This window comes from Nonomuraea phyllanthi (assembly GCF_006334985.2).
Classification (GTDB): domain Bacteria; phylum Actinomycetota; class Actinomycetes; order Streptosporangiales; family Streptosporangiaceae; genus Nonomuraea; species Nonomuraea phyllanthi.
In genome coordinates, this window is record NZ_VDLX02000002.1 from 325,675 (window position 1) to 348,798 (window position 23,124).

A 23,124-nucleotide genomic window follows, 5' to 3' on the forward strand; every position below is an offset into this window, starting at 1 on the left:
ATACCGTCTCACATGGTGTGAGACTCAAACATCTTCTCTTACATCACGCCGCGGTGAGCGGTTTGGCGATGGCCTCCAGGCCCTTGCGCTCGGCCTTGACCCCGAACACCAGCTCCACCAGCCCCGCCGCGATCATCACGATGGCCCCGATCACGAACGCCAGCGCCGTGTCCCCCGGGACGCCGCTCTCCACCAGGGAGGCGAAGACCAGCGGGCTGGCGATGCCGCCGGCGGCCGTGCCGATCGCGAAGAAGAACGCGATGGCCATGGCCCTGGTCTCCATGGGGAAGATCTCGCTGACCGTCAGGTACGCCGAACTGGCCCCGGCCGAGGCCACGAAGAGCACCACGCTCCAGCACGCGGTCAGCGTGACGGCATCGAGCATGCCCTGGTCGAACAGCCAGGCCGTGCCCAGCAGGAGCACCCCCGAGCCGATGTACGTGGCCGAGATCATCGGGATCCTGCCCACGGTGTCGAAGAGGCGGCCGAGCAGCAGCGGGCCCAGGAAGTTGCCGGCCGCGATCACGGCGAAGTAGTAGCCGGTGTGCGTGTCGATCTTGTAGAAGGTGGTCAGGATCTGCGCGTAACCGAAGGTGATCGCGTTGTAGAGGAACGCCTGTCCGATGAAGAGGGAGAGGCCGAGAATCGTGCGCTTGGGGTAGAGCGCGACCATCGTGTGCGCGATCCGTACGAATCCGATGGACTTGCGCTGGTGCACGGTCACCGACTCGCGCGGCTCCGGCAGGTCCCCGCCGATGCGCCGCTCGATGCCGCCGACGATGTCCTCGGCCTCCTTGCCCTTGCCGTGGATGAACAGCCAGCGCGGGCTCTCCGGCACGTTCCTGCGGACGAGGAGGATGGCCAGGCCCAGCACCACGCCCAGCCCGAACGCGACCCGCCAGCCGATGTTCACCGGCAGGTCGTTCAGCAGCGGCACGGTCAGCAGCGCGCCGCCGGCGGCGCCGAGCCAGTAGCTGCCGTTGATGAGGATGTCGATGCGCCCCCGGTGGTGGCTCGGGATGAGCTCGTCGATGGCGGAGTTGATGGCCGCGTACTCCCCGCCGATCCCGAAGCCCGTCAGGAACCTGAACAGGAAGAACCACCACGCCTGGAAGGAGAACGCGGTCATCAGCGTCGCCGCCAGATAGACGCCCAGGGTGATGAGGAACAGCTTCTTCCTGCCGAACCGGTCGGTCAGCCAGCCGAAGAACAGCGCGCCCGAACACGCCCCCGCGACGTAGAGCGCGGCGGCCACGCCCGCGACCTGCGCCTGGGTGATGTCCAGTCCGCTGCCCGGCTTGGCCAGCTGGGCCGACAGGTTGCCCACGATGGTGACTTCGAGCCCGTCGAGTATCCAGACGGTGCCGAGCCCCACGACGATCATCCAGTGCCAGCGGGACCAGGGCAGCCGGTCAAGCCGCGCGGGCACCTTGGTGGTGATGGTGCCGGTTTCCACGTCGCTCATAAGCTCATCTGGCTACCCACGATCTCTCCGGCTAGGCCCGTGCCGCGGGGGTCAGGGGATCAGCATGACGCGGCCCATGACGGCGCGCTCCTCCAGGAGGCGGTGCGCCTGGGCGGCCTCCTCCAGCGGCAGCGTCCGGTCGACGTACGCGCGGCTCCGCCCGGTGGCCAGCCGGTCGAGCATCGCCGGATAGTGCGTCCCGAACACCTCCCCGGCCCACCCGGGGCCGCTGCAGCCGGTGACCGTCACGCCGCGATCCATCAGGTCGGCGGCCGTGATGGCGGCGGGCTCGCCGCTGAGCAGCCCGTAGGTGAGCATGCGCCCGGTGCCGGGGGTGAGGTGGTCGAGCACCCGCCGGGCCACCGTGCCGCCGATGGACTCGAAGACCACGTCCACGTCGGGCAACGTGTCCGTCCAGGCGGGCGTGCCGTGGTCGAGCACGAGATCCGCGCCCAGGCGTTCGGCCCGCTCCCGCTTGGCGGCCGCGCCGGTCGTGGCCAGCACGCGGCCCGCCCCGAACTCCTTGGCGTGCTCGACGAGATAGGTGCCGACCGAGCTGCCGCCCGACTCCACCAGCACGGTCTCCCCGCCTTCGAGCCTGGCCCGGTGCAGCAGCCCGAGGGCGATCGCGCCGGGCGCCGCCGCGGCCAGCGCGTCCACCGGGCTCAGGCCGTCGGGCACCGGGGCGGCCATGGCGGCCGGGAGCAGGACGTACTCGGCGTACGCCCCGACTCCGCCGGTGATCCCGGCGAGCGCGCTCCCGAGCAGCTTCGCGTCCACCCCCTCGCCCACCTCGACCACCTCGCCGGCCGCCTCCGCGCCGAGCACGGCGGGCAGCGGCAGGGGGAACGGCAGCGTGCCCGCCCTGATCTGCGTCTCGGCGTAGCTGACGCCGACGGCCTGGGCGCGGATGAGCACCTGGCCCGCGCCAGGGCTCGGGCGGGGCAGGTCGGCGGGCTGGAGGAACTCGGGGCCGCCCTTCTCGGACAGGACGATCGCGCGCATGCTGGGACTCCCTCTAAGTGAACCAGTGGTCCAGTAAATATATGGACCACTGGTCAAGTTTGTCCATGGGCAAGAATGTCCCGATGGAACGTCGAGAGCGGGCCGATGCCGCGCGCAACAGGCAGGCCATCCTGCGGGCGGCCGAGGAGCTGCTGCGGCGGCACCCGCCCGAGCAGGTCTCGGTCGAGCGCGTGGCCGCCGCCGCCGGCGTGGGCAAGGGCACGGTCTTCCACCGGTTCGGCAGCCGTACGGGGCTCATGCTGGAGCTGATGAGCGAGCGGGCGCGCGAGTTCGAGCAGGCGTTCACCGAGGGGCCGCCGCCGCTGGGGCCGGGCGCGGGACCGGCCGAGCGGCTGGTCGCGTTCTTCGCGGCGGTGGCGGAGCTGGCGGCGCGCAACGGCAACCTCGTCGGCGCCATCGAGCACGCGAGGGTCACCAGCAGGAGCCACGGCGAGCAGCCGAGGGAGAGCAACCCGGTCTACCTGGCCTGGCACCGGCACGTGTGCGCGCTGATCGCCGAAGGGCGGCCGGACGTGGACGCCGACCAGATCGCCCACATGCTGCTCGGGACGCTGCACATGGAGCCGATCGCGAGCCGGCTGCGGTCCGGCGAGCACGAGCGGCTGGCCGCCGCCTTCGCGGACCTGGTCAACGGGCTGCTCGGGGCCGGCGCGGCGGGCGGCTGACCGATCGGCGCGGCCCTCCCGCCGGTCGGCCGGGCCGATGGGTGGCTGATCGGTCAGGGCGGCGGGTGGCCGCCGGGGGTCAGAGGGGCAGGTGGGTGATCGCCGTGTGGAAGGCGGCGACGGCCGCCCTGATCGCGGGGTGCTCGCCGTTCCCCTTCCTGAACGCCGCCAGCGTGCGGCGGCTCAGCGGCAGCCGGGTGAGGGTCACGCCCGGAGGCGGGTCGAGCGCGGCCAGGTGCGGCACGATCGCGACCCCCTGACCGGCCGCGGCGAACGCCAGCACGGTGCCGAAGTCGTCGATGTGGTGCCGTACGAGCGGCTCGAACCCGGCCGCCTGGCACGCCCTGATCGCCATCGTGTGGCAGAGGGTGCCCGGCCGGTCGGTGATCCACGGGTCGGTGCGGGCGGCGGCCACCGAGGGCCGGTCCGTGAGGTACATCGGCTCGCTGAACAGCGGCTCCGTCTCGATCGACGCGTCGGTCACGGGCGGCACGAAGTCGTACTCGTGCACGAGCGCCACGTCCAGCTCACCGGCCCGCAGCGCGGCGGAGACGTCGGCCGGGTCGATCTCGGAGACCATCGGCACCAGCCCGGGATGCGCCCTGGTCAGGCCGGTCAGGGCCGGGGGCAGCAGCACCCGCGCGGCGGTGGGGAAGGCACCGACGCGCAACGGACCGGAGGGCCCGCCGCGGGCCGCGGCGAGCGCCGCCGAGGCGCGTTCGAGCTGCTCCAGCACGGCGTGCGCGTGCTCCACCAGGAGGTGACCGGCAGGTGTCAGCGTCACGGTGCGGCCCGTGCGCTCCAGCAGCGGCACGCCCGCCTCCCGCTCAAGGGCGCTGAGCTGCTGGGAGACGGCCGACGGCGTGAACGTGACCGCCTGCGCCACCGCGGCGATCGTGCCACGCCTGGCGAGCTCGCGGAGCAGGAGGAGCTTGCGCGGATCCAGCATAAGCTCAGCTTAAGGTCGAGCGAAGAAATCCGCGCTGGACCTAACGGGTCGCGGCGCGCCACGCTCGAAGCATGCTGAGAGGAATCCACGTACCGCTGGTCACGCCGTTCGCCCCCTCGGGGGAGGTGGCGGTGGACGCCGTCGAGAAGCTCGCCGCCCACATGCTCGACCAGGGCGCCGCGGGGCTGGTCGCGCTGGGGACGACCGGCGAGGTGGCCGCGCTCGACCCCGGCGAGCGGGCGCGGGTGATCGACACCTGCGCGCGGGTCTGCGCCGAGCGCGGCGCGCTGCTCACGGTGGGGGTGACGGGCAACGACACCCGCTCGACCGCCCAGGCGCTGAAGAGCCTGCCCGAGGGCGTCGGGGCCGCGCTGGTGACGGTGCCGTACTTCCTGCGGCCCGGCGAGCGCGGCGTGATCGCGCACTTCGAGGCGCTGGCGGAGGAGACGCCGGTGCCGCTGGTGATCTACCACATCCCCTACCGGACGGGGCAGGCGGTCGGCGCCGCGACGCTCCGGCGGCTCGGCGCGCACCCGATGATCGCGGGCGTGAAGTACGCGGCGGGCGGGATCGACCAGGACGCGGTGGACCTGCTGGGCGACCTCCCCGAGGGGTTCGCGGTGCTGGGGGGCGACGACGCGTACATCTCGCCCCTGCTCGCGCTGGGCGCCGCGGGCGGCATCCTCGCCTCCGCGCACCTGGAGACGGCGAGCTTCGTGGAGCTGGTGGACGCCTGGCACGCCGGCGACGTCGCCAGGGCCAGGGCGCTCGGGCACCGGCTGGCCCGCCTGTCCGCGGCGCTCTTCGCCGAGCCCAACCCCACCGTGATCAAGGGCGTGCTGCACGCCCACGGCCTGATCCCGACCCCCGGCGTGCGGCTGCCGCTGCTGCCCGCCGGAGAGGAGTCCGTGTCACAGGCTCGGCTGGTAGCGGTACATCCAGGCCAGTGACTCCTGGCTCGCGCTCTTCCTGAGGAAGAACGGCAGCATCAGGTCGCGGAAGACCCGGGCGACCGGGCCCGCGGCCTTGCTGTTGCTGATCGTCCTGGAGTACGCCACGACCCGTTCCACCCGGGGCCGCCGCTCGGCCTCGAACCGCTCGAACGCCTCGGTGTGGCTCGCGCCATCACGCAGGCATCCGGCCAGCACGATCGCGTCCTCGACGGCCAGCGAGGCGCCCTGGCCCGAGCTGGGGGAGGTGGCGTGCGCGGCGTCCCCCGTCAGCAGCACCCGGCCGCGGTGCCACACGGGCACCGGCGGCAGGTCGTGGATCGGCAGCCCCGGCCCGACCTCGCCGCGCCCGATGAGCTCGGCGGAGAAGTTCGCGTCGTCCGCGAACGCGCCGGCCAGCACCGGCTTCCAGTCCTCCGGCACGTCGCCGAGCCGTCTCGGCAGGTTCGCGAACCACCAGACGTCGCCCGACCCGGCCACCGTGTAGCCGAAGAAGGCGCGCTTGCCGAACACCATGTTGTAGACGCCCGGCTCGCCGGCGACTCCGGCGTCCCGGACGATGCCCCCGAAGCCGTACAGCCCGCTGTAGCGGGGTGCGGGCGCTCCCGGGTCGAGAATCGCGCGGGTGCGCGAGTGCACGCCGTCGCACGCGATCAGCAGGTCGCCCGTCGCCTCCGTGCCGTCCTCGAACCTCGCCGTCACCTGCGCGCCGTCGTCGTCATAGGAGACCAGGCGCTTGCCGTACGAGATGCGGATGCCGCGCCGCGTGGCCTCGTCGCGGATGCTCCGGTAGAGGTCGGAGCGCAGGATGGTGTGGCTCACGGTGCCGTCGTCGAGCCGCAGCCCGTTGGCCACCTCGCCCAGCCGCTTGCCCGAGCCGCTCCACATCACCATGCGGGGAGTGGGAATCGCCTGCGACAGCACCGTCCGGTGCGCGCCCAGCTCGCGGAGGGCGGCCAGGCCGTTGGAGGCGACGTTCAGGAACGAGCCCACGTCGTCGGCGCCCTGCCCGTACGCCTCGTGGATCTCGGCGTCGATGCCGACCTCGCGCAGGGCCATCGCGGTCACGGGTCCGGCGATGCCGCACCCTATGATCAGAGCCTTCATGGTGATAACCTTTCGTTCGGTCGAACGAAATATATGTGGGAGGCCGTGCCCGTGTCCAGAGATATTTCGGAACGTCGAAAGAATTTGCTGGAGGCGCTGTCTCTGGCCGGACGGGAGAGCAGCAACGCCGCCGTGATGTACCACAGCGCCATGAGCGAGCGGATGGGCCTCGGCATGACCGAGGAGAAGACGCTCGACCTGCTGCAACGCAGGGGGCCGCTCACGGCGGGCGAGATCGCGCAGCACGTCGGGCTGGCCCCGGCGACGGTCAGCGGGCTGATCGACCGGCTGGAGTCCAAGTGGCTGGTACGCCGGGTGCGCGACACGCGGGACCGGCGGCGGGTCATCGTCGAGGTCAACGAGGAGCGGCTGTCCGGGTTCGGCGAGCTGTTCGAGCCGTTCGTGGCCGCGCTCGCGGAGCTGTACGAGCGCTACACGGACGAGGAGCTGGAGCTGATCATCGACTACGTCACCCGCTCCACCGCCCTCCAGCGCGACGCCACCCGGGGCCTGACGTCCTGAGCCCGAGCAGGGCGCCGGACCCCGGGTGGCGTCGCGTTCGGAGCCGGACGGCCCGGCCGCGGATCAGCGGGCGGACGAGCCCCGGATGGCGCTGCCGACCTCGCCCACGCGGTCGGCCAGCAGCCCGATGGCGCCCACCGCCCTGGCCATCGGGTCGTCCTCGGCGCCCCCGAGCGCCTTCGCCCTGAGGTAGGCGGTCTTGATCTCCGCCCAGCGCGCGGCCTGCTCCGGGCTGAGGCGGCCACGCAGCTCGGCCAGCTTGAGCAGGTTGGCCTCGGCGTCCGCGGTCAGGGTCTGCGCCTCGCCGAGGTAGTGGTCGTCGATCACCGCTTCCAGCTCGTCGTCGTTCATGGCGGGCACGATGCGCTCGGCCAGCTTGTTCATGTTCCGGTACGAGCCCTGCAGCCGGTACGGCGGCTCCGTGCGGGCGGCGTCGGACTGGGCGGCCGAGGCGATGTAGGCCTGGTTGTTGGCCAGCACGACCTCCTGGACGCGTACGAGCTTGGCCAGCACGCTGAGGATCTGGTCCAGCTCCGCCTTGGAGTACGGGTGGCGCAGCTGGTCCGGCTGGACGGTCGTGTCGCCCTTGGCCAGCCGTACGAGCAGCTCGACGTCCGCGCGGTCGCGGCCGGACAGGGGCGCGAGGACCGGGTTGGAGGTGAGGGCGTTGTCGATGTAGCTGAGCGCGAACAGGTCGTCCTTGCCGGACAGCACGTCGCCCAGGTTCCACACGTCGGCGCGGTTGGCCAGCATGTCCGGGATGCGGAACCGCTGGCCGGACTCGGTGTACGGGTTGCCCGCCATGCACACCGCGAACCGCTTGCCGCGCAGGTCGTACGTCCGGGTTCGGCCGTTCCAGACCCCCTCGATGCGGCGCTGGGCGTCGCACAGGGAGATGAACTTCTGCAGCAGCTCCGGCGAGGTGTGCTGGATGTCGTCGAGGTAGAGCAGCGTGTTGTTGCCGGTCTCCAACGCGAACGAGATCTTCTCCACCTCCTGCCGGGCCGTCGCGTCGGGCGCGTCCGCCGGGTCCAGCGAGGTCACCTCGTGGCCCAGCGCAGGCCCGTTGACCTTGACGAACATCAGGCCGAGGCGGCTGGCCACGTACTCCATGAGCGTGGTCTTGCCGTAGCCGGGCGGCGAGATGAGCAGCAGCAGGCCCATCTGGTCGGTGCGCTTGCCCGCGCCCGCCGCGCCCAGCTGCTTGGCCAGGTTGTCGCCGATCAGCGGCAGGTAGACCTCGTCGAGCAGGCGGTTGCGCACGAAGGCGCTCATGACCTTGGGGCGGTACTCGTCCAGGCGCAGCCGCCGCCGCTCTTCCTCGACCAGCTCGCTCCTGCGCCGCTGGTAGGCCCGGTACGCCGGCACCCGCTCCGCGCTGAACCGGCGCGTCCTGGGGAGGAACTCGTCCAGCCTGATGTCCAGCTTGCGGTCCTTGAGGCGGGGATGCGTGCCCAGGAGGCCGTCCACGACCTCGTGGGTGGCGGCGCTGGAGTCGTGGCGGGGGACGTCGCACAGCTGTACGGCCACGGCCTCCGCCGTTTCCTGGCCCTGGTGGTAGGCGGCCATCCAGGCGCGGGCCAGCTGCACCCGCTCGGGGAGCGGCACGCTCCTGAGCTCCTCCTCGAACTCGCGCACCTTGGCCGGGCCGAGGGCCTTCCTGAAGCCGTCGAGGAGGTCGCGCGCCGCCTTGCTCGTCACGAACCCGAACGGGCTGCTCCCGAGCTCCTCGAGCAGGTACTCCCCGGCCAGCCCCGCCCCGGTGCCCGTGACCTCCACGCCCGCGCCCGGCGCGGCGGTCCGGCGGCCGTCCAGAGGCGCGGCGTCAATGGGAGAGAGGGTGTGCTCGGTGAAGTGGGCGATCAAGGCGTCCAGCTCGGTGGCGAGGGCGGACAGGGCCGGGGTGGGGCCGAAGACGGCGCGGGCGCGGACCAGGGACACGGCCCGGGTGGCGAATGTTTTACGTGAAACGTCGTCCACCCCGAACGCCCAGAACAGCTGGGCCGCCGCCCGTACCTCGGCCGGGTACCGCAGCAACCCGGCTCCCGACCGCAGCCGCACCAGCACGTCCAGGATGGCGGCGGCGTCGTGGTCGTGGACGCCACGCTCGTACCCCTCGTCGTAGCGCGACGAGGCGGCCTGCTGTACGACGTCCTGGAGCGGGACCCCGGCGGGCAGCGAGTCGAGGAGCGAGGCGGCCAGGTGTTCGGCGCGGTAGACCTCGGGCGTCTCCGAGACGAGCAGCTGGTCCCAGAAGGGCCGGGTGTCGGAGAAGGAGGCGGGCACCGGCGCGCGGTAGTCGGTCCCGGTGATCGCGAAGGACATCCCCTGGTCGTGAGGCACCAGCGTCAAATCGATGGGCTGGGTGTTGACGGCGAAGCGGTGGTGGCCGAGCCGTAGCGTCTCGCCGCCGTCGGAGAAGAGATCGAGCCGGTCCCGCAGGGCCCGGAGCGCCTCCTGCTGGGCGGACTTGACGCGCCCTTCCAGCTCCTCGGCCCGTACGGCGTCGCCGACCGAGCGGAGCTCCCCGGCGGCCGAGCGCACCTTGGCGACCATCGGGTCGGTCGCGAAGTAGGTGTTGACGTCGTCCAGCGACTCGAGCGAGCGCAGGCGGCGGGTGATGCCGCCCAGGATGCGCTCGGCGGAGGCGAAGACCCGGTCGGCGCGCCGGGCCAGGGCGTCGAGCTGCGACTGCTTGCGGGCCGAGAACGCCTCGTAGACGTCGTCCCGCTTGGCGGACAGCTGCGCGGCGAAGTCGTCGAACTCGCCGAAGCGCGACTCCAGCGTCTCCAGCTGAAGCATCAGCCGCCCGAGCTGGTCGTCGCACTCGGCGGGGGTGCCTGCCATGGCGAGCGCGCCGGTGATGGCCTGGCCGAGCAGCGCGAACTCGGCGGCGAACGCGGCCCGGCCCTCGGAGCCGAGCAGGTCCCGCCGCCGCCCGTCCAGGATGGCCCGCGCCCGGTTCACGCCGCCCAGGACCTCGGCGATCCGGCCGAGGATGGAGGTGCGTACGGTGGCGTCGGCGATGTCCAGGGAGCCGACGACCTCGGTCACCACCTCCAGCCCCTCGGCCTGCTCGGCCAGCCGCTCGGCGACGGGGGCGGCCTCGGCGACCGTGCCGATCGCGGCGGCGGAGGCGGCCAGCTCCTCGACGGCCGCGTGGTATCCGGTGAACGCGTCCGCCCCCTGCAGGAACGCGACGGCCCGCCGCCCCACGGACGCCTGCTCCTCCGCCACGGAGGCGGCCAGCGCGTCCAGGGCGGCCAGGTCGATGTAGCGGGTCTCGCGCATCGTCACCAGCCGGCCCTGGGCGCGGCGGAGCGTGGCGAGCAGGGTGACCCAGGCGTCCGCGGTGACGGGGTCGTCGGCGCGGGCCCGGCGTACCAGCTGGCCGGTCTCCTCGGAGGCGGTGGCGAGCGCGTCGGCGGCCTGCCGGGTGAGCTGCTCGACGTTCTCGTACTCGTCCAGCACCTGCTCGGCCGTGGCCCGCACGTCGGAAAGCGGCCCGACCAGGCCGTGCTCCCCGAGCCAGTGGTAGGAGTCGAACGCCCGCGTGCAGGCGGCGATCAGCCCCTCGAACGTCCCGGCGGACGGCGCCATCTCCTCGACCATCCGCGACACGGACAGGCAGTCGGAGATGCCGCGCACCAGCTCGGCGTTGCCGATGCGCTCCAGCGGGCCGGTCCCGGCGGGCTGGGCGGCGGCGTACGTGTCGGAGACGTACGGCGTCTGCCAGACCTGCATCGGGTGCACCCGGGTCGGCTCGTCGGAGGTCGCGCGGAAGACCACCATCGTGCCGTCGTCGAACAGCGAGTAGCCGTGACAGACGATGGGGTTGGCGACCTCCTTCCTGATCACGTTGTACGGCAGCAGCAGCGAGCGCCCGTCGCCCCTGGCATGGAAGACGTACAGGACGTCCTCGCCGTTGGGGGAGCGGACCACCCGCTCGAACTCCAGGTCCGTCACGTCCGTGTCGAACGTCTTGCTGGCGCCGGTGGTCAGGTAGTAGCCGCCGGGGAAGATCAGGCCCTGGTCCTCGGGCAGGCGCTGGCACGCCTGCCCGATGCCGTCGAGCCTGTCGACGGCCTTGGTGCGGGTGTTGAAGACCAGGTGGCGCCGGTCGCTCTCCTTGTACGGCCTGATCCGCATGAGGATGAGCGGCCCCACCCTGGCGTACTCGACGTCGGCGTCGGCCAGGCTCTGCAGCGGCTCGGTGACCGGCTCGGAGTAGATGCCGGCGCCGGTCTCCGTGTTGTTCTCGATCTTGATGGTGAGGTCGCCGCCGACCGTCTCGACGAACACCTCGTCCTCGATCGAGATGTGCGGGTGCCGGCCGAGCACGTGGTCGTCGCGCGTGGTGGGCGTCCACTCGAAGTCGTGGGACGGGGGGAAGACGTGGTCACGCTCACCCCTGTTATCCAGATATTTCGGGACTCCGGCGTTGTCGACCGCCCACCGCAGCACCCGCTGGTCGCCCGGACCCGTCTGGAACACCGCCAGCAGCTTGCCCTCGACCCGCCTGAGCTGCTGCAGCCTGGTCTCCTTGTAGTACCGGTACAGCTCGGCGAAGTCCTTCCTGAACGCCGGGTCCTCCAGCGTCTCCAGCTTGTCGGCGTCGAACCTGAACGCGTCGCCGTCCCTGGAGAACCGGTGCACCGCGAACACGTCCGCCACCGCCGTCTCCGGCTTGAGCCCGATGAAGACGTTGTAGCCGAAGAGCATCACGTCGCCCAGGGAGACGGTGTCCCTGGGGACGCAGTTGTTCTCGGTACGGATCCGCTCGGTGCCCAGCAGGCGCAGCTCGGCGCCGCCGAAGACCTTCAGCCGCTCGGCGTTGAGCCGTTCGGCGGCCTCCGTCAGGGCCTTGGCCTGCGCCTGGAGCCGGTTCCTGAGGACCTCGTACGTCCCGGCTTCCAGCATGCTCACTTGGCTCCGGCCAGCGCGGCCACCGGGGAGTCGGCGACGCCCAGCCTGCGGGCGGTCTCCAGCAGCTCGCCGAGCGCCGTCGCCTGCGGGCCGCCGTCCTGGATGAGCCGCAGCAGCAGGGCGGAGACGGTCAGGTTCTTGAGGTCCTCGGTACGCACGCCGCCGACCACGCTCGCCAGGTCGGCCGCCAGGCTGGCCGAGCCGTTCACGTACGGCGAGACCAGCTTGCCCGCCACCTCGGAGTGGTCCACGAAGCCGTCGACCACCTTCCCGGCGGTGATGGAGCCGACGACCTTGTCGAAGAACATCGTGTCGCCGCCGACGATGTCGATGTTGGCCTTGGAGAGGCCGGCGGCCAGCACGCTCGCCTGCGACTCCGCGACCTGGCGGGACACGTCGATGTGCTTGAGCCTGATCTCCTTGTCGGCCTCCAGGCGCAGGCGGTACTCCTCGTGCTCCCTGCTGGCCTCGTCCAGCGCCGCCATCGCGGCCGCCTTCTCGGTGAGGCCCTCGGCCTCGGCCTTCAGCTTCTCGCCCACCGCCGAGGCGGCGGCCAGCGCCATGGCCTGCTCGCCCTCGGCCCGCGCCCTGAGCCGGTCGCCCTCGACCAGCGCCATCGCCTTGGCGCCCTCGGCCTCGGCGGCCAGCCGCTCCTTCAAAGCCAGCGCCTCCGCGCGGCCAACCTTCTCGATGGCCTCGGCGTCGCGCTCCCTGACCTGCACCTGCGCGAGGCCTTCCGCGGCGGACTCGGCCTGGACGCCCTCGGCCAGCCGGATCTTGGCGCGGGTGTCCAGCTCGGCGGCCTGCTGCCGGGCCTCGGCGAGCGCCAGCTCCTCGCGGGCCCTGAACTTGGACGCGGCCTCCGCCGCCTCGGCCGCCTTGATGTCCTTGACCAGGTTCTCCTGGGCCTCGGCCTCGGCGGCGATGATCACGGTCTGGCGGGTGCGCTCGGCCTCCTCGACCGCGCGCAGCCGCTTGATGCTCTCCTCCTGCTCGGCCACGGTCCTGTCGACCGCGATGCGCTCCCGGATGACCTCGGCGATGGCCCGCTTCTCGGTCTCGACCTCCTTGTCCTTGGCGATGCGGGACAGCTCGGTCTCCCGCTCGCGGGAGATGACCTCCAGCACGCGGTCCTTCTCGATGCGCTCGCTCTCGATGGCGATCACGCGCTCGCGGTTCTTCTCGGCGACGGCGACCTCGCGGGCGCGGTTCTCGTTCTGGACCCCGATCTGCTCGTCGGCCTTGATGCTGGCCGTCTGCGCGCGCAGCCGCTCCTCGGCCTGCACGCGGGCGATCTCCGCCTCCTCGCGGGCCTTGACGGTCTCGATCTCCCGCCGCTGCTTGAGCTCGGCGTCGGCCTGGCGGCGCTGCAGCTCCAGGATCGCCTCGCGGGCGTCCACGTTCTGGCGGGTGATCTCCTTCTCCTCGTTGCGCTGGAACTCGTTCGTGCGCACGTGCTCGATCGCCGTCAGCTCGGTGATCTTGCGGATGCCCTGGGCGTCGAGGATGTTGCTCTTGTCGAGCTGCAGCAGCGCCGTCTGCTCCAGGTAGTCGATGGCGGCGTCCTCGAGGCTGTAGCCGTTCAGGTCGGTGCCGATGAGCCGGACGATCTGGTCCCTGAACTCGTCGCGCTTCGTGTAGAGGTCGACGAAGTCGAGCTGCTTGCCGGCCGTCTTGAGCGCCTCGGAGAACTTCGCGTTGAACAGCTCCTGCAGCGTCGTCTCGTCGCTGGCGCGCGCGGTGCCGATGGCCTGGGCGACCTTGATGACGTCCTCGGCGGTCTTGTTCACGCGGACGAAGAACGTGATCTTGATGTCGGCCCTGATGTTGTCCCGGCAGATCAGGCCCTCGCGGCCGGTCCGCTCGATCTCGATGGTCTTGACCGAGATGTCCATGATCTCGGCCTTGTGGACCACCGGGAGGACCACGGCGCCGGTGAACGTCACGTCCACCTTGTTGACCTTGGAGACGATCAGCGCCTTGCCCTGTTCCACCTTACGGAAAAGGCGGCCGATGACGACGAGCAGGCCGATGACGATGACCAGGATGACGGCGAGGAATACGCCGAAACCGGTGGAGATGACTTCCATCAATGCTCACTTTCGTAGGGCATGACCCAGAAGAATTCGCCGGATTTGTCGTACTCGAAGATGAGTGCGTTCTCGCCGCGCGCCAGCCGGTCCTGCCCGGTCGTGCGAACCTGCACGATCGCGGACGAGCCGTCGGCGGCGGTGATCTCGGCCTGACCGAAGTCGGGCGTGGCCGTACCGGTACGGATCACGCACATCTGGCCGACGAAGTCGCCACGCGAGTGGCGATCACCTTCGGGGAACAGCCGGCGCAGCGGAACCAGCAGGCCACGGGTGACCAGCCAGGCCCCGCCCAGGGCGGCGAAAGGGACGGCGATCAGCAGGCCGCCACTCGCCACGACACTGCCGATCAGGCAGAGCAACCAGGCCAGCGCGATGAGCAGCGAGAGCGCGATCCCGGCGGGGACTCCCCCGAGGCCCAGCCAGGCGGCGTCGTCTTCCAGCTCCAAGAGCCCGGTGATCACGGCCACCCAATAGCCGATGACCACCACGAGAACGAAAGTGAAAATGACTGTCGGAAAGCTCAGTGCAGTGTTGAAGAACTCGGTCATCCCGCCTCGTGTGCCGATCCCCCGTGGACGTCCTGACGGACTCTATACAGATAAAGAGTGAGTAAAGCGGAAAGTTCCCGAAATCTACAGACTTGACCTCAAGTTCGGTTGAGAGAGCAGCCTTGGGGCCATGAGCGAAGTGATGAGAGCGGCCGCCTTCGCCGAGGCGGGCGGCCCCGAGGTGTTGAAGGTCATGGAGCTGCCCGCGCCGCAGGCGGGCCAGGGACAGGTACGGGTGCGGGTGCGCGCGGCCGGCGTGCAGCCGTTCGACACGGCCGTCCGCGCGGGGTGGCTGCCGCCGTACCTGCCCGAGATGCCCTTCCCGCGCATCCCGGGCAACGAGTTCGCGGGCGTGGTCGACCAGGTGGGCGCGGGGGTCACCGGGGTGTCGGCGGGCGACGAGGTGCTCGGGTTCTCGGCGCTGCACTCGTACGCCGAGTACGTCGTGGTCCCGGCGACGGACGTGGCGCCCAAGCCGCCGGGCCTGCCGTGGGAGGCGGCCGGCGGGCTGACCGCGGGCGTGCAGACCGCCGAGCTCGCGATCGACGGGCTCGGCCTGGCGGACGGCGAGACGCTCCTCGTGCACGCCGCGGCCGGGGCGGTGGGCACGGCGGCGGTGCAGATCGCCAGGCGGCGCGGGGCCACCGTGATCGGCACCGCCCGCGAGGCCAACCACGACTACCTGCGCGACCTCGGCGCCGTTCCGGTGGAGTACGGCGAGGGGCTGGCCGACCGGGTGCGGGAGCTCGCGCCCGGAGGCGTGGACGCGGCACTTGACGGGGCCGGCGGGCACGCCCTGGAGGTCTCGATCGAGCTGGTCAAGGACCGCCGGCGGATCATCACGATGGTCGAGCACGCGAAGGCGCCCGGGCTGGGCGTCCAGGTGGTACAGGGCGTGCGCACCAGCGAGCGGCTCGGGCGCTACGCCGCCCTGGTCGCCGCGGGTGCCTTCGCGTGGCCGGTGCGCAGGGCGTACGCGCTGGAGGACGCGGCTCAGGCGCACCGGGAGGTCGAGGCCCGCCACGGCCAGGGCAAGATCGTCCTCCGGGTCCCGTGACGCGCGGCCCGCGGCCCCCAGCCCACGGCCTTCAGGCGCGCCGGCGTACCGCCTCGGCGATGGTGAGGTCGATCTCCTTGAGCCTGCTCTCGCCGTCCTCGACGTCCCACAGGGCGTTCTGGAGCACCCGGCCGAGCGTCCACCCGGCCGCCCGCCGGCGGTCGAGACCGAGCCGGTCGGTCATGAAGTCGAAGCGCCGCAGCACCCCGCGCGTCACGTCGCCGGTGGCCACCACGGCGTCCCACCGGTTGTGCAGCGCCGGCCACAGGTCGAAGCCCGGGTCGCCGGCCAGCGGCTTGGGGTCGATGCTCAGCCACGGCTCCCGGCCGGCGGCCAGCACGTTGTCGTAGTGCAGGTCCCAGTGCAGCAGCCGGTCGCCGGGCTCGTGGACGAGCTCGGCGACGGCCGCCGCGCACCAGGACGTCCAGCGGCGGTCGCGCTCGCGCGGCAGGCTCTTCAGCGCCTGGTCGACGCCGTCCAGCATGGCCTGGGCGATGTCGCCCAGCCGGCGCATCCCTTCCGGTGCCGGGTGGGCGACCAGGCGGGCGAGCAGGTCGGTGAGGATGCCCAGCGCCTCCATGTCGTCGGGCAGGCTCGACAGCGACCGGTCGGCCTCCAGCCGCTCCAGCAGCAGGGTGCCGGTCGCGGGGTCGGAGTCGAGCAGCAGCACGGATCCGTCGCCCGCCCAGGCGCGCAGCCCCGGCTCCTCGGTGGCGTTCTCGTCGGTGACGGGCTGGAGCTTGAGCGCGGCCTTCGTGCCGTCCGCGCGAACGACGGGCAGCACCAGGGACACCACGCCGTGCCGGGGCTCGCCGTCGAGCCGCAGCCCCCACGCCTCCAGGTAGCGCTCGGCCAGTGCGGGCAGCCCGGCCGACCAGGCGCGCCCGGCCTCGCCGTCGTACTTCACGTGCGACTCGGTCAGAGCCGCGGGCACCGTGATCCGCACGTCTAGAAGTGCCAGGGGTACGGCGACCAGTCGGGCGAGCGCTTCTCCAGGAACGAGTCGCGCCCCTCGGCCGCCTCGTCGGTCATGTAGGCGAGGCGCGTCGCCTCGCCGGCGAACACCTGCTGCCCGACCAGCCCGTCGTCGACCGCGTTGAAGGCGAACTTGAGCATGCGCTGCGCCGTCGGCGACTTGCCGTTGACCTTGCGCGCCCACTCCAGGGCGGTCGCCTCCAGCTCGTCGTGCGGGACGACCGCGTTGACCATGCCCATGCGGTGGGCGTCGGCCGCGGTGTAGGTCTCGCCGAGGAAGAAGATCTCGCGGGCGAACTTCTGGCCGACCTGCCGCGCGAGGTAGGCCGAGCCGAAGCCGCCGTCGAAGCTGGCCACGTCGGCGTCGGTCTGCTTGAAGCGGGCGTGCTCGGCGCTGGCCAGCGTGAGGTCCGCCACGACGTGCAGGCTGTGGCCGCCGCCCGCGGCCCAGCCCGGCACCACGCAGATCACGATCTTGGGCATGAAGCGGATGAGCCGCTGCACCTCAAGGATGTGCAGGCGGCCCGTGGACGGCGAGCCGTCGGCGTACTGGTAGCCGTCCTTGCCCCTGATGCGCTGGTCGCCGCCCGAGCAGAAGGCCCAGCCGCCGTCCTTGGGCGAGGGGCCGTTGCCGGTGAGCAGCACGCACCCGACGTCGGTGCTCTGCCTGGCGTGGTCGAGCGCGCGGTAGAGCTCGTCGACGGTCTGCGGCCGGAACGCGTTGCGCACCTCGGGGCGGTCGAACGCGATGCGGACCGTGCCGTGGTCGACCGCCCGGTGGTAGGTGATGTCGGTGAAGTCGAATCCCTCGACCGATCGCCACGCCTTGGGATCGAACAGCTCGGAGACCATGGGGCAGAGCCTAACGGATCTGGCCCTCCGCCCATTCGGCCCACTCCAGTTGGGCCTTGCCCAGGCGCAGGCCGTATTCGAGGGTGATGCGCCCGTGCACCGACAGGTTGTCCTCGCGCTCCCTGAGGAAGCCCCGGACGCCCTCCAGGTTCTCCAGGCGCTCGCGGACCAGCTCGGCCTGGTGGCGGAGGTAGGCGCGGGCCTGGTCGGGGGAGACCTGGGCGAGGAAGAAGACCCGCAGCAGCATGTCGCTGCGCGTGACCCTGGTCGGCTCGACCTCGGTGATCCAGCGGCGCAGCTCGGCCAGGCCCTCCTCGGTGATCGCGTATTCCTTGCGGCCGCGCGGGCCCTCCGCCGACACGTCCACCAGCCCCGCCTCGGCCAGCTTGCCGAGCTCGCCGTAGAGCTGGCTCTGGGTGGCCGGCCAGACGTTGGACAGCGAGATCTCGAACATCTTCATCAGGTCGTATCCGCTGGCGGGTTCCTCGGAGAGCAGTCCCAGCACGGCATGTCGAAGGCTCATATTCCTATGTTGACATATCTCCATAGGAAGTTCTACCTTCGACCTGTCACCATAGGAATGTGAAAGGTCGCCTCCATGCCCGGTCTGCTCGGCTTCCTGCCCTGGATCCTCTACGCGGTCATCGCCACCGGCGACGAGTGGCGCTGGGGCGCCATCACCGGTCTGGTCATCGCCCTCGTCCTGGTCGCCCTCGACCGGCGGGCGGGCAAGACCTGGGACATGATGGTGATCGAGACCAGCGCGGCGCTGTTCTTCGCCTGCCTCACGGTCCTGTCACTGGCCGCGCCGCACTCGCCGCTCACCCCGTACGGGCCTGCGCTGGTCAACGTCTGGCTGGCGGGCACGGCGTGGGGCTCGATGGCCATCCGCAGGCCGTTCACGCTGGGCATCGCGCGCACGATGGCGCCGAAGGAGGTCTGGGAGACCCCGCAGTTCTACCGCGTCAACGCGGTCATCACGGCGGTCTGGGCGGTGGCCTTCACCATCGCCGCGATCTCCCTGACCATTGTGCTCAATGTCTCACCCCACGCGACGACGCTGGTCATCGCCATCAAGGTGCTCTCGTTCGTCCTGCCTGCGGTCTTCACCGCGTGGTACCCCAAGCATGTGCGGCGGGCTCTCGCTAGGTGACCTCCGCTCGTAGCTCAGCGAGCAGTTCGCCCTGGTCGGCGAGCATGTCGGTGAGGATGCGGCGAGCGGCGCCGAGCAGGTCGGCCAGCTCGGGGGTGGCCAGCGTGTAGACGACGGTGCTGCCCTCGCGGATGGCGCTCACGATCCCGGCCCTGCGCAGGACGGCGAGCTGCTGGGAGAGGCTCGAGGCCTCGATGTCGATCTGGGCCAGCAGATCCCTGACGGGGAGTGGCCCTTCCTGGAGTAGCTCCAACACTCGGATGCGAGCGGGGTGGCCGAGCGTTCGGAAGAAGTCGGCCTTGGCCTGGTAGACCTCCACGTGCATATAGCCCAGACTAATCCAGCGCAGTTGCATAATTCTTCAAGTCGTAACGTTGTTGGATAGCATGACAGCGGGGACTAGGGAGTAGCCATGGGCCGAGGAAGAGCCAAGGCGAAGCAGACGAAGGTCGCTCGCCAGCTGAAGTACACCAACCACCACATCGACTACGACAGGCTCCGCGAGGAGTTGGGCGCCGACTCGCGGGGGGCGGAGGAGATCTCCCCGCCTAGCGCGTCCGAGCAGGAGTCCGAGCGCGCGCAATGACGCGGGTCAGTCTGGCGGGCGAGAGGGTGACGTTCTTGAGCCGCCTGGCCTCCGGCGCCTGATCGGGCGCCGCGAGCTCCAGGCGGTGCAGCACCTCCTGGATGATGACCCGCATCTCCAGCAGGGCCAGTTGAGCGCCGACGCAGAAGCGCCGACCGCCGCCGAACGGCATCCAGGCCCTGCTCTGGGGCCCGTCGAGGAAGCGCTCCGGGCGGAACTCCCCAGGCTCGGGGAAGGCGGCGGGGTCGTGGTGCACGAGCGGGATGAACGGCCCCGCGAGCCATCCGGCCGGCACCTCGTACGGGCCGAGCTGGAGCGGCTCGCCCAGCATCCGCGGCGCCTCATAGACGACGGGCCTGATCCGCAGCACCTCCTTGACCACCGCTTCGAGATACGCCTCGTCGTCCGGCAGCCGGTCGAGAACCTCAGGGGTGCGCAGCAGGCGCTCGAACGCCCACGCCAGGCCGGTGGCGGTGGTCTCGTGACCGGCGATGAGCATGGTGATCAGCTCGTCGCGGATCTCCTGGTCGGCCAGCTCGGTCTCCAGCAGGCGGCCGAGCATGTCGGTGCCGCCCGGCTCGCCCCGGCGGCGGCGGATCTCGTCGAACAGGATCGCGTCCACCTCGGCGCGGCGCCGTACGAACCGGGCCTCCTTCCCGAACGGCAGCCCGCGCAGCCGCTCGGGGAGCAGGGCGACCAGGACGGAGCCGCCGTCCTCGATCAGGCCGGGGAGCAGCCGGTGCAATTGTGCGACGCGTCCGGCGTCGCTGATGCCGAAGATCAGCCTGATGATGATCTCCAGCGTGATCTCCTGCATCCGGTCCCGTAGCGCGAACGGCCGGTCCAGCGGCCAGGTCGCGATCTTGGCGGCGGCTATGGCCGCGATGTCGTCCCGGTAGCCGGCCACCTGCTTGGCGCGGAGCGGCGGGTTGAGCAGCTTGCGGTGCCGCCACCAGGGATCGCCGTCGAGCGTGAGCACCGAGTGCGCGCCCACCATGTGCTCCAGGAAGTCGCGCCGGGCCGCTCCCGCCTGCCCGCCGCTCTGGTCGGTCCTGAAGACCTGCTCGGCCAGTTCCCCGGTGGCGACGTAGACCTCGGGCGGGATGCCGGTGAAGCGCACCGTGAAGACCGGCCCGTACCTGCGGTGCAGGCGTTCGAGCATGCCCGGGGCGTCGCGGGTGAACCACGCGGTCTGCAGGGGCGAGGGAAGTCTCGGACCTGGAGGGATCATTGTCGCTTCCTCTGTAGATGTACGTACGTCATAGACGCTTGTATACATCTGTAGCATGGATCTCGTGGCGCGAACAGAGGCCGGTGGATACCGGGAGAGACTGCTGGCGGGAGCGGTGGCCTGCCTGCAGGAGAAGGGCTACGCCCGCACGACGGCCCGCGACCTGGTCGCCGCCTCGGGCACCAACCTGGCCTCCATCGGCTACCACTTCGGCGGCAAGGACGCCCTGCTCCACGAGGCCCTGGCCGACTTCTTCGAGCGGTGGATCGCCCGGGTCGAGCGCACGATGTTCGCCACGGAGCCGGCCGGGCCCAGGGAGATCCTGGAGCGCGCCATGGTGGAGCTGGTCGACGTGTTCGAGGAGCTGCGGCCCGAGCTCGTGCTCTTCGTCGAGGCCTACCCGGCGGCGCTGCGGGAGACGGCGCTGCGGGAGCGCCTCGCCGAGGCGTACGCCCGGTGCCGCACCGTGGGGGGCGACATGGTGCGCCGCGCCCTCGCCCAGCTCGACGTGGAGCCGCCGACGGCGCCCGAGGTCATCGTCTCGGTGCTGGTGGCCATCACCGACGGGCTGCTGCTGCAGTGGCTCCTCGACCCGGCCGCCACCCCGGACGCCCACCAGGTCGTGGACGCCCTCGCCGCCCTCTCGGCCCTTCTGGCGTGACCTCACGGCCTCACGTCACGGGCCGTTCCGCACCACCGCTGGTCGGTGTGGTGGGGGTCAGGAGGCGCAGGTGTCGTGGGTGGCGTCGAAGCCCTTGATGGACTCCGTGTCGTCGGCCCGCAACGCCTTCAGGCCCTTCCAGTCGTCCCCGATCACCAGCACCAGCCGGCTCGTGCGGGCGGCAGGAAGCTCGCGGGTCGTCGCCGACAGCAGGTCGTGGGTGAGCGTCGGCACGCGGGTCTCGCCGCTGGGCCCGTACAGCACGGTGGTTCTGCGCTGCGGCTTGCGGGCCGTGTCGCCGACCTTGGCGATGTGGTAGCCGCGCTGCTCCAGCAGGGCCGCCACCTGCGTGCCGAGGCCGCTGCGCCAGGTGCCGTTGCGCAGCTCCACCTGGATCTTCGTGCGCCCCACCTTGGCCTGCCCGCCCTTGACGCCCTCGACGCTCTGGTCCCTGGCGACGATCTGGAAGAGCCGCCCGGCCTGCGGCTGCACCCACTCGACGCGCCCCGGCTGGGCGAGCGAGTAGTGCCACGGGGTGGTGATGAAGCGGATCCGGCCGATGTCGAGGCCCTGGAGGCTGGTCGCGAGGTCCTTCATGACGCCGAGCGTCAGGCCGCGGTCGGTGGTCACCGCCTTGGTGCCCGCGTCGAGGATGCCGACCAGCTTGGCCGGGTCGGTGAGCGTCTCGCCGCTCACGACCTTCTTCACCATCGACGCGATGAACATCTGCTGCCGCTGGATGCGCCCGATGTCGGAACCGTCGCCCATGCTGTAGCGGGCGCGTACGTAGCCGAGCGCCTGCTCGCCGTCGAGCGTCTGCCGCCCGGCGGGCAGGTGCAGCAGCGCCTTCTTGTCGTTCACCGGCTCGGGCAGGCAGACCTCGACGCCGCCCACGGCGTTCACCATGCTCTTGAAGCCGGTGAAGTCGACCTTCACGAAGTGGTCGATGCGGATGTGGGTGAGCGACTCGATCGTCTTCCAGGTGCAGGCGATGCCGCCGGAGTTGAACGACTCGTTGATCATGCCGAGGTGCGGCCGCTGGCCGGGCAGGCCGCCGGTGGCGCGGCAGGCGGGCAGTTGCACGAGGGAGTCGCGCGGGAAGCTGACGACCATCGCGTTGTCCCGCTTGGACGACACGTGGACCAGCATGATCGTGTCGGTGCGCTCGCCCGCGATGTGGTGGCCGTACCTGGCGTTCTTGCCGTCGCGCTGGTCGGAGCCGACGACCAGGATGTTCATGGCGGTGCCCGCGACCTTGGGCGGGCGGGTGGCGCCGAGGTCGTCGTCGGTGACGTCGACGTGCTTGACGTTGGCGTTGAGTTTCGCCAGGACGCCCACGGCGATGCCCGCGACCAGGAGGACGGCGGTCACGGCGACCGCGACGATCCAGCGCAGCCAGCGGCGGCCACGCCGTGGTGACGCGCTCGGCTCGGATGGGGGCGCGTCGACTAGCCCGCTGCTCACGTGACTGCTTCCTATTCCTTGCCCATAGTTGGGCGGGGATGGATGTTTCGCTCTCCGCACTGGCAGAGGTGCTGAGTGCTGGAGTCCTGGTCCGGCAGTCTGGACCGATGGCGATCGGCACGTTCCCGCAAGAGCTGTCTGACCCGCGTATGCGGGGTGTGCCGGGTGATGTCGGGATCACCGTCTCTACGCAGGATGTCGATCGCTGCGGCATGGTCTGCTTGCCACACGGCCCCGCACCCGGTGCAGTGAAGCCGGTCCCCTTTACGGACACCGAGGATGTCCGTAAAGGGAATGACTTGCGACGTATAGGCGGCGTTGACCAGCCGCACCGCAGAACCTCTGCGGTCCGACACAGCATGCAGCGCTTCGGCGGTGACACCTTTGGTCCACGCCGCCAAGCGCCGGTTAGTGTTCTTGCCCAGCTTCTTACGGCTGGAGAACGTCTTGGTGAGGTCTTCGGCCACGATCACGCCGGCCTTGTCGGCGACGGCGTGCACGGCCTGGAAGGTGATGTCGCGGATCCGACACTCCCACGCGGTGGAGCGGCGCTCCCGCTTGAGAGTGCCGAGGTCGTGGTCGCGGATGCGCTGAGCTTTGGCCCGATCGCCGCGCTGCTCGGCTTGCTCGGCGACGCTGCGGAGCTTGGCGCGCCGGTCGCGGATCGTGCGATCCCCGACTCCGGCACCGGCGGTGGAGCCGTACAGGCGCCAGACCAGGGACCGCACCCGGCCCAGGCGGATGGCCTGTTCTTCGAGCCGGGCGTACTTGCCATGGTTGAGGTTCCTGGAGTAGGCGATGCGAGTGACCTTCACCGGCCACCACCGGCGAATTTGCCCTTGAGGGCCTTCTCGTACTTGCGCAACCCGTACAGCCTCCCGAAGGAAGGGCCGA

The 23,124-nt window shown here is 71.0% G+C and carries 21 protein-coding genes; 7 read left to right on the forward strand and 14 right to left on the reverse strand.

Features of this window, described 5'->3' with window-relative positions:
* Positions 1-43 precede the first annotated feature (43 nt).
* Together FH608_RS07100 and FH608_RS07105 are read right to left on the reverse strand one after the other, a co-directional pair.
* Positions 44-1,465, reverse strand: coding sequence for an MFS transporter (locus FH608_RS07100; protein ID WP_139629559.1), 1,422 nt, complete (start codon positions 1,463-1,465; stop codon positions 44-46).
* A 51-nt stretch (positions 1,466-1,516) separates the two neighbouring features.
* Positions 1,517-2,470, reverse strand: a complete 954-nt coding sequence (locus tag FH608_RS07105; protein WP_226899090.1) for a quinone oxidoreductase family protein — start codon at positions 2,468-2,470, stop codon at positions 1,517-1,519.
* 83 nt (positions 2,471-2,553) lie between these two features.
* Here FH608_RS07105 and FH608_RS07110 point away from each other — a divergent pair, with 83 nt between their 5' ends.
* Positions 2,554-3,156, forward strand: coding sequence for a TetR/AcrR family transcriptional regulator (locus FH608_RS07110; RefSeq protein WP_226899092.1), 603 nt, complete (start codon positions 2,554-2,556; stop codon positions 3,154-3,156).
* A 79-nt stretch (positions 3,157-3,235) separates the two neighbouring features.
* On the opposite strand, the gene FH608_RS07115 is transcribed toward FH608_RS07110, so the two are convergent.
* Positions 3,236-4,105 carry a LysR family transcriptional regulator gene (locus tag FH608_RS07115; protein ID WP_139629561.1) on the reverse strand — a complete coding sequence of 290 codons (870 nt, stop codon included), beginning with the start codon at positions 4,103-4,105 and terminating at the stop codon, positions 3,236-3,238.
* 71 nt (positions 4,106-4,176) lie between these two features.
* On the opposite strand from FH608_RS07115, the gene FH608_RS07120 reads away from it, so the two are divergent.
* Positions 4,177-5,055, forward strand: a complete 879-nt coding sequence (locus FH608_RS07120) for a 4-hydroxy-tetrahydrodipicolinate synthase family protein (RefSeq protein ID WP_139629562.1) — start codon at positions 4,177-4,179, stop codon at positions 5,053-5,055.
* Here the strand turns inward: FH608_RS07120 and FH608_RS07125 are convergent.
* Entirely contained in the window at positions 5,017-6,162 is a 1,146-nt protein-coding gene (locus FH608_RS07125) for an FAD-dependent oxidoreductase (protein WP_139629563.1), read from the reverse strand. The genes FH608_RS07120 and FH608_RS07125 overlap by 39 nt on opposite strands.
* 150 nt (positions 6,163-6,312) lie before the next feature.
* Between FH608_RS07125 and FH608_RS07130 the strand changes: the two genes are divergently transcribed.
* A complete protein-coding gene (locus tag FH608_RS07130) occupies positions 6,313-6,684 on the forward strand; it encodes a MarR family winged helix-turn-helix transcriptional regulator (protein ID WP_226899093.1) in 372 nt (123 codons plus the stop codon).
* Between the two features lie 63 nt (positions 6,685-6,747).
* Here the strand turns inward: FH608_RS07130 and FH608_RS07135 are convergent, their stop codons facing one another.
* Genes FH608_RS07135 through FH608_RS07145 form a run of 3 tightly spaced genes read right to left on the reverse strand, consistent with a single transcriptional unit; the run spans position 6,748 to position 14,251 of the window.
* The gene (locus tag FH608_RS07135) at positions 6,748-11,604 is read right to left on the reverse strand and encodes a DNA repair ATPase (protein WP_139629915.1); all 4,857 of its coding nucleotides are present in this window, start codon (positions 11,602-11,604) and stop codon (positions 6,748-6,750) included.
* 2 nt (positions 11,605-11,606) lie between these two features.
* On the reverse strand, positions 11,607-13,700 hold the full coding sequence (locus FH608_RS07140) for a flotillin family protein (protein WP_139629565.1): 2,094 nt from the start codon (positions 13,698-13,700) through the stop codon (positions 11,607-11,609).
* Complete coding sequence (locus FH608_RS07145) at positions 13,700-14,251, reverse strand: hypothetical protein (protein WP_139629566.1); 552 nt, start codon at positions 14,249-14,251, stop codon at positions 13,700-13,702. The genes FH608_RS07140 and FH608_RS07145 overlap by 1 nt, the downstream gene beginning before the upstream one ends.
* 130 nt (positions 14,252-14,381) lie before the next feature.
* Between FH608_RS07145 and FH608_RS07150 the strand changes: the two genes are divergently transcribed.
* The gene (locus FH608_RS07150; RefSeq protein WP_226899095.1) at positions 14,382-15,308 is read left to right on the forward strand and encodes an NADP-dependent oxidoreductase; all 927 of its coding nucleotides are present in this window, start codon (positions 14,382-14,384) and stop codon (positions 15,306-15,308) included.
* Positions 15,309-15,339: 31 nt separating this feature from the next.
* Here FH608_RS07150 and FH608_RS07155 read toward each other — a convergent pair whose 3' ends face one another.
* From FH608_RS07155 to FH608_RS07165, 3 genes are read right to left on the reverse strand one after another with little or no spacing between them, the layout of a single operon-like run.
* Positions 15,340-16,254: an aminoglycoside phosphotransferase family protein gene (locus FH608_RS07155; protein WP_139629567.1), complete on the reverse strand. Its 915-nt coding sequence runs from the start codon at positions 16,252-16,254 to the stop codon at positions 15,340-15,342.
* 2 nt (positions 16,255-16,256) lie between these two features.
* A complete protein-coding gene (locus FH608_RS07160; RefSeq protein WP_139629568.1) occupies positions 16,257-17,135 on the reverse strand; it encodes a 1,4-dihydroxy-2-naphthoyl-CoA synthase in 879 nt (292 codons plus the stop codon).
* A gap of 10 nt (positions 17,136-17,145) precedes the next feature.
* Positions 17,146-17,658: a PadR family transcriptional regulator gene (locus tag FH608_RS07165; protein WP_139629569.1), complete on the reverse strand. Its 513-nt coding sequence runs from the start codon at positions 17,656-17,658 to the stop codon at positions 17,146-17,148.
* A gap of 75 nt (positions 17,659-17,733) precedes the next feature.
* Here FH608_RS07165 and FH608_RS07170 point away from each other — a divergent pair, with 75 nt between their 5' ends.
* On the forward strand, positions 17,734-18,288 hold the full coding sequence (locus FH608_RS07170) for a DUF3159 domain-containing protein (protein ID WP_139629570.1): 555 nt from the start codon (positions 17,734-17,736) through the stop codon (positions 18,286-18,288).
* Here FH608_RS07170 and FH608_RS07175 read toward each other — a convergent pair.
* Positions 18,281-18,613, reverse strand: coding sequence for an ArsR/SmtB family transcription factor (locus tag FH608_RS07175; protein WP_043615149.1), 333 nt, complete (start codon positions 18,611-18,613; stop codon positions 18,281-18,283). The genes FH608_RS07170 and FH608_RS07175 overlap by 8 nt on opposite strands.
* Before the next feature lie 87 nt (positions 18,614-18,700).
* Between FH608_RS07175 and FH608_RS07180 the strand changes: the two genes are divergently transcribed.
* Positions 18,701-18,874, forward strand: coding sequence for a DUF3073 domain-containing protein (locus tag FH608_RS07180; protein ID WP_139629571.1), 174 nt, complete (start codon positions 18,701-18,703; stop codon positions 18,872-18,874).
* Here FH608_RS07180 and FH608_RS07185 read toward each other — a convergent pair.
* Entirely contained in the window at positions 18,837-20,105 is a 1,269-nt protein-coding gene (locus FH608_RS07185; protein WP_193318275.1) for a cytochrome P450, read from the reverse strand. The genes FH608_RS07180 and FH608_RS07185 overlap by 38 nt on opposite strands.
* Before the next feature lie 64 nt (positions 20,106-20,169).
* On the opposite strand from FH608_RS07185, the gene FH608_RS07190 reads away from it, so the two are divergent.
* Entirely contained in the window at positions 20,170-20,766 is a 597-nt protein-coding gene (locus FH608_RS07190) for a TetR/AcrR family transcriptional regulator (protein ID WP_193318276.1), read from the forward strand.
* A 57-nt stretch (positions 20,767-20,823) separates the two neighbouring features.
* On the opposite strand, the gene FH608_RS07195 is transcribed toward FH608_RS07190, so the two are convergent.
* Together FH608_RS07195 and FH608_RS07200 are read right to left on the reverse strand one after the other, a co-directional pair.
* On the reverse strand, positions 20,824-22,230 hold the full coding sequence (locus FH608_RS07195) for an LCP family protein (protein ID WP_139629574.1): 1,407 nt from the start codon (positions 22,228-22,230) through the stop codon (positions 20,824-20,826).
* A gap of 11 nt (positions 22,231-22,241) precedes the next feature.
* Positions 22,242-23,045 carry a zinc ribbon domain-containing protein gene (locus FH608_RS07200; RefSeq protein WP_139629575.1) on the reverse strand — a complete coding sequence of 268 codons (804 nt, stop codon included), beginning with the start codon at positions 23,043-23,045 and terminating at the stop codon, positions 22,242-22,244.
* Positions 23,046-23,124 lie beyond the last annotated feature (79 nt).

Excerpts from the sequence above, each read along its gene's own strand:
- FH608_RS07100 (WP_139629559.1), bottom strand. The coding sequence starts at position 1,465 with ATGAGCGACGTGGAAACCGGCACCATCACCACCAAGGTGCCCGCGCGG.
- FH608_RS07105 (WP_226899090.1), bottom strand. The coding sequence starts at position 2,470 with ATGCGCGCGATCGTCCTGTCCGAGAAGGGCGGCCCCGAGTTCCTCCAG.
- FH608_RS07110 (WP_226899092.1), top strand. The coding sequence starts at position 2,554 with ATGGAACGTCGAGAGCGGGCCGATGCCGCGCGCAACAGGCAGGCCATC.
- FH608_RS07115 (WP_139629561.1), bottom strand. The coding sequence starts at position 4,105 with ATGCTGGATCCGCGCAAGCTCCTCCTGCTCCGCGAGCTCGCCAGGCGT.
- FH608_RS07120 (WP_139629562.1), top strand. The coding sequence starts at position 4,177 with ATGCTGAGAGGAATCCACGTACCGCTGGTCACGCCGTTCGCCCCCTCG.
- FH608_RS07125 (WP_139629563.1), bottom strand. The coding sequence starts at position 6,162 with ATGAAGGCTCTGATCATAGGGTGCGGCATCGCCGGACCCGTGACCGCG.
- FH608_RS07130 (WP_226899093.1), top strand. The coding sequence starts at position 6,313 with ATGAGCGAGCGGATGGGCCTCGGCATGACCGAGGAGAAGACGCTCGAC.
- FH608_RS07135 (WP_139629915.1), bottom strand. The coding sequence starts at position 11,604 with ATGCTGGAAGCCGGGACGTACGAGGTCCTCAGGAACCGGCTCCAGGCG.
- FH608_RS07140 (WP_139629565.1), bottom strand. The coding sequence starts at position 13,700 with ATGGAAGTCATCTCCACCGGTTTCGGCGTATTCCTCGCCGTCATCCTG.
- FH608_RS07145 (WP_139629566.1), bottom strand. The coding sequence starts at position 14,251 with ATGACCGAGTTCTTCAACACTGCACTGAGCTTTCCGACAGTCATTTTC.
- FH608_RS07150 (WP_226899095.1), top strand. The coding sequence starts at position 14,382 with ATGAGCGAAGTGATGAGAGCGGCCGCCTTCGCCGAGGCGGGCGGCCCC.
- FH608_RS07160 (WP_139629568.1), bottom strand. The coding sequence starts at position 17,135 with ATGGTCTCCGAGCTGTTCGATCCCAAGGCGTGGCGATCGGTCGAGGGA.
- FH608_RS07165 (WP_139629569.1), bottom strand. The coding sequence starts at position 17,658 with ATGAGCCTTCGACATGCCGTGCTGGGACTGCTCTCCGAGGAACCCGCC.
- FH608_RS07170 (WP_139629570.1), top strand. The coding sequence starts at position 17,734 with ATGCCCGGTCTGCTCGGCTTCCTGCCCTGGATCCTCTACGCGGTCATC.
- FH608_RS07175 (WP_043615149.1), bottom strand. The coding sequence starts at position 18,613 with ATGCACGTGGAGGTCTACCAGGCCAAGGCCGACTTCTTCCGAACGCTC.
- FH608_RS07180 (WP_139629571.1), top strand. The coding sequence starts at position 18,701 with ATGGGCCGAGGAAGAGCCAAGGCGAAGCAGACGAAGGTCGCTCGCCAG.
- FH608_RS07185 (WP_193318275.1), bottom strand. The coding sequence starts at position 20,105 with ATGATCCCTCCAGGTCCGAGACTTCCCTCGCCCCTGCAGACCGCGTGG.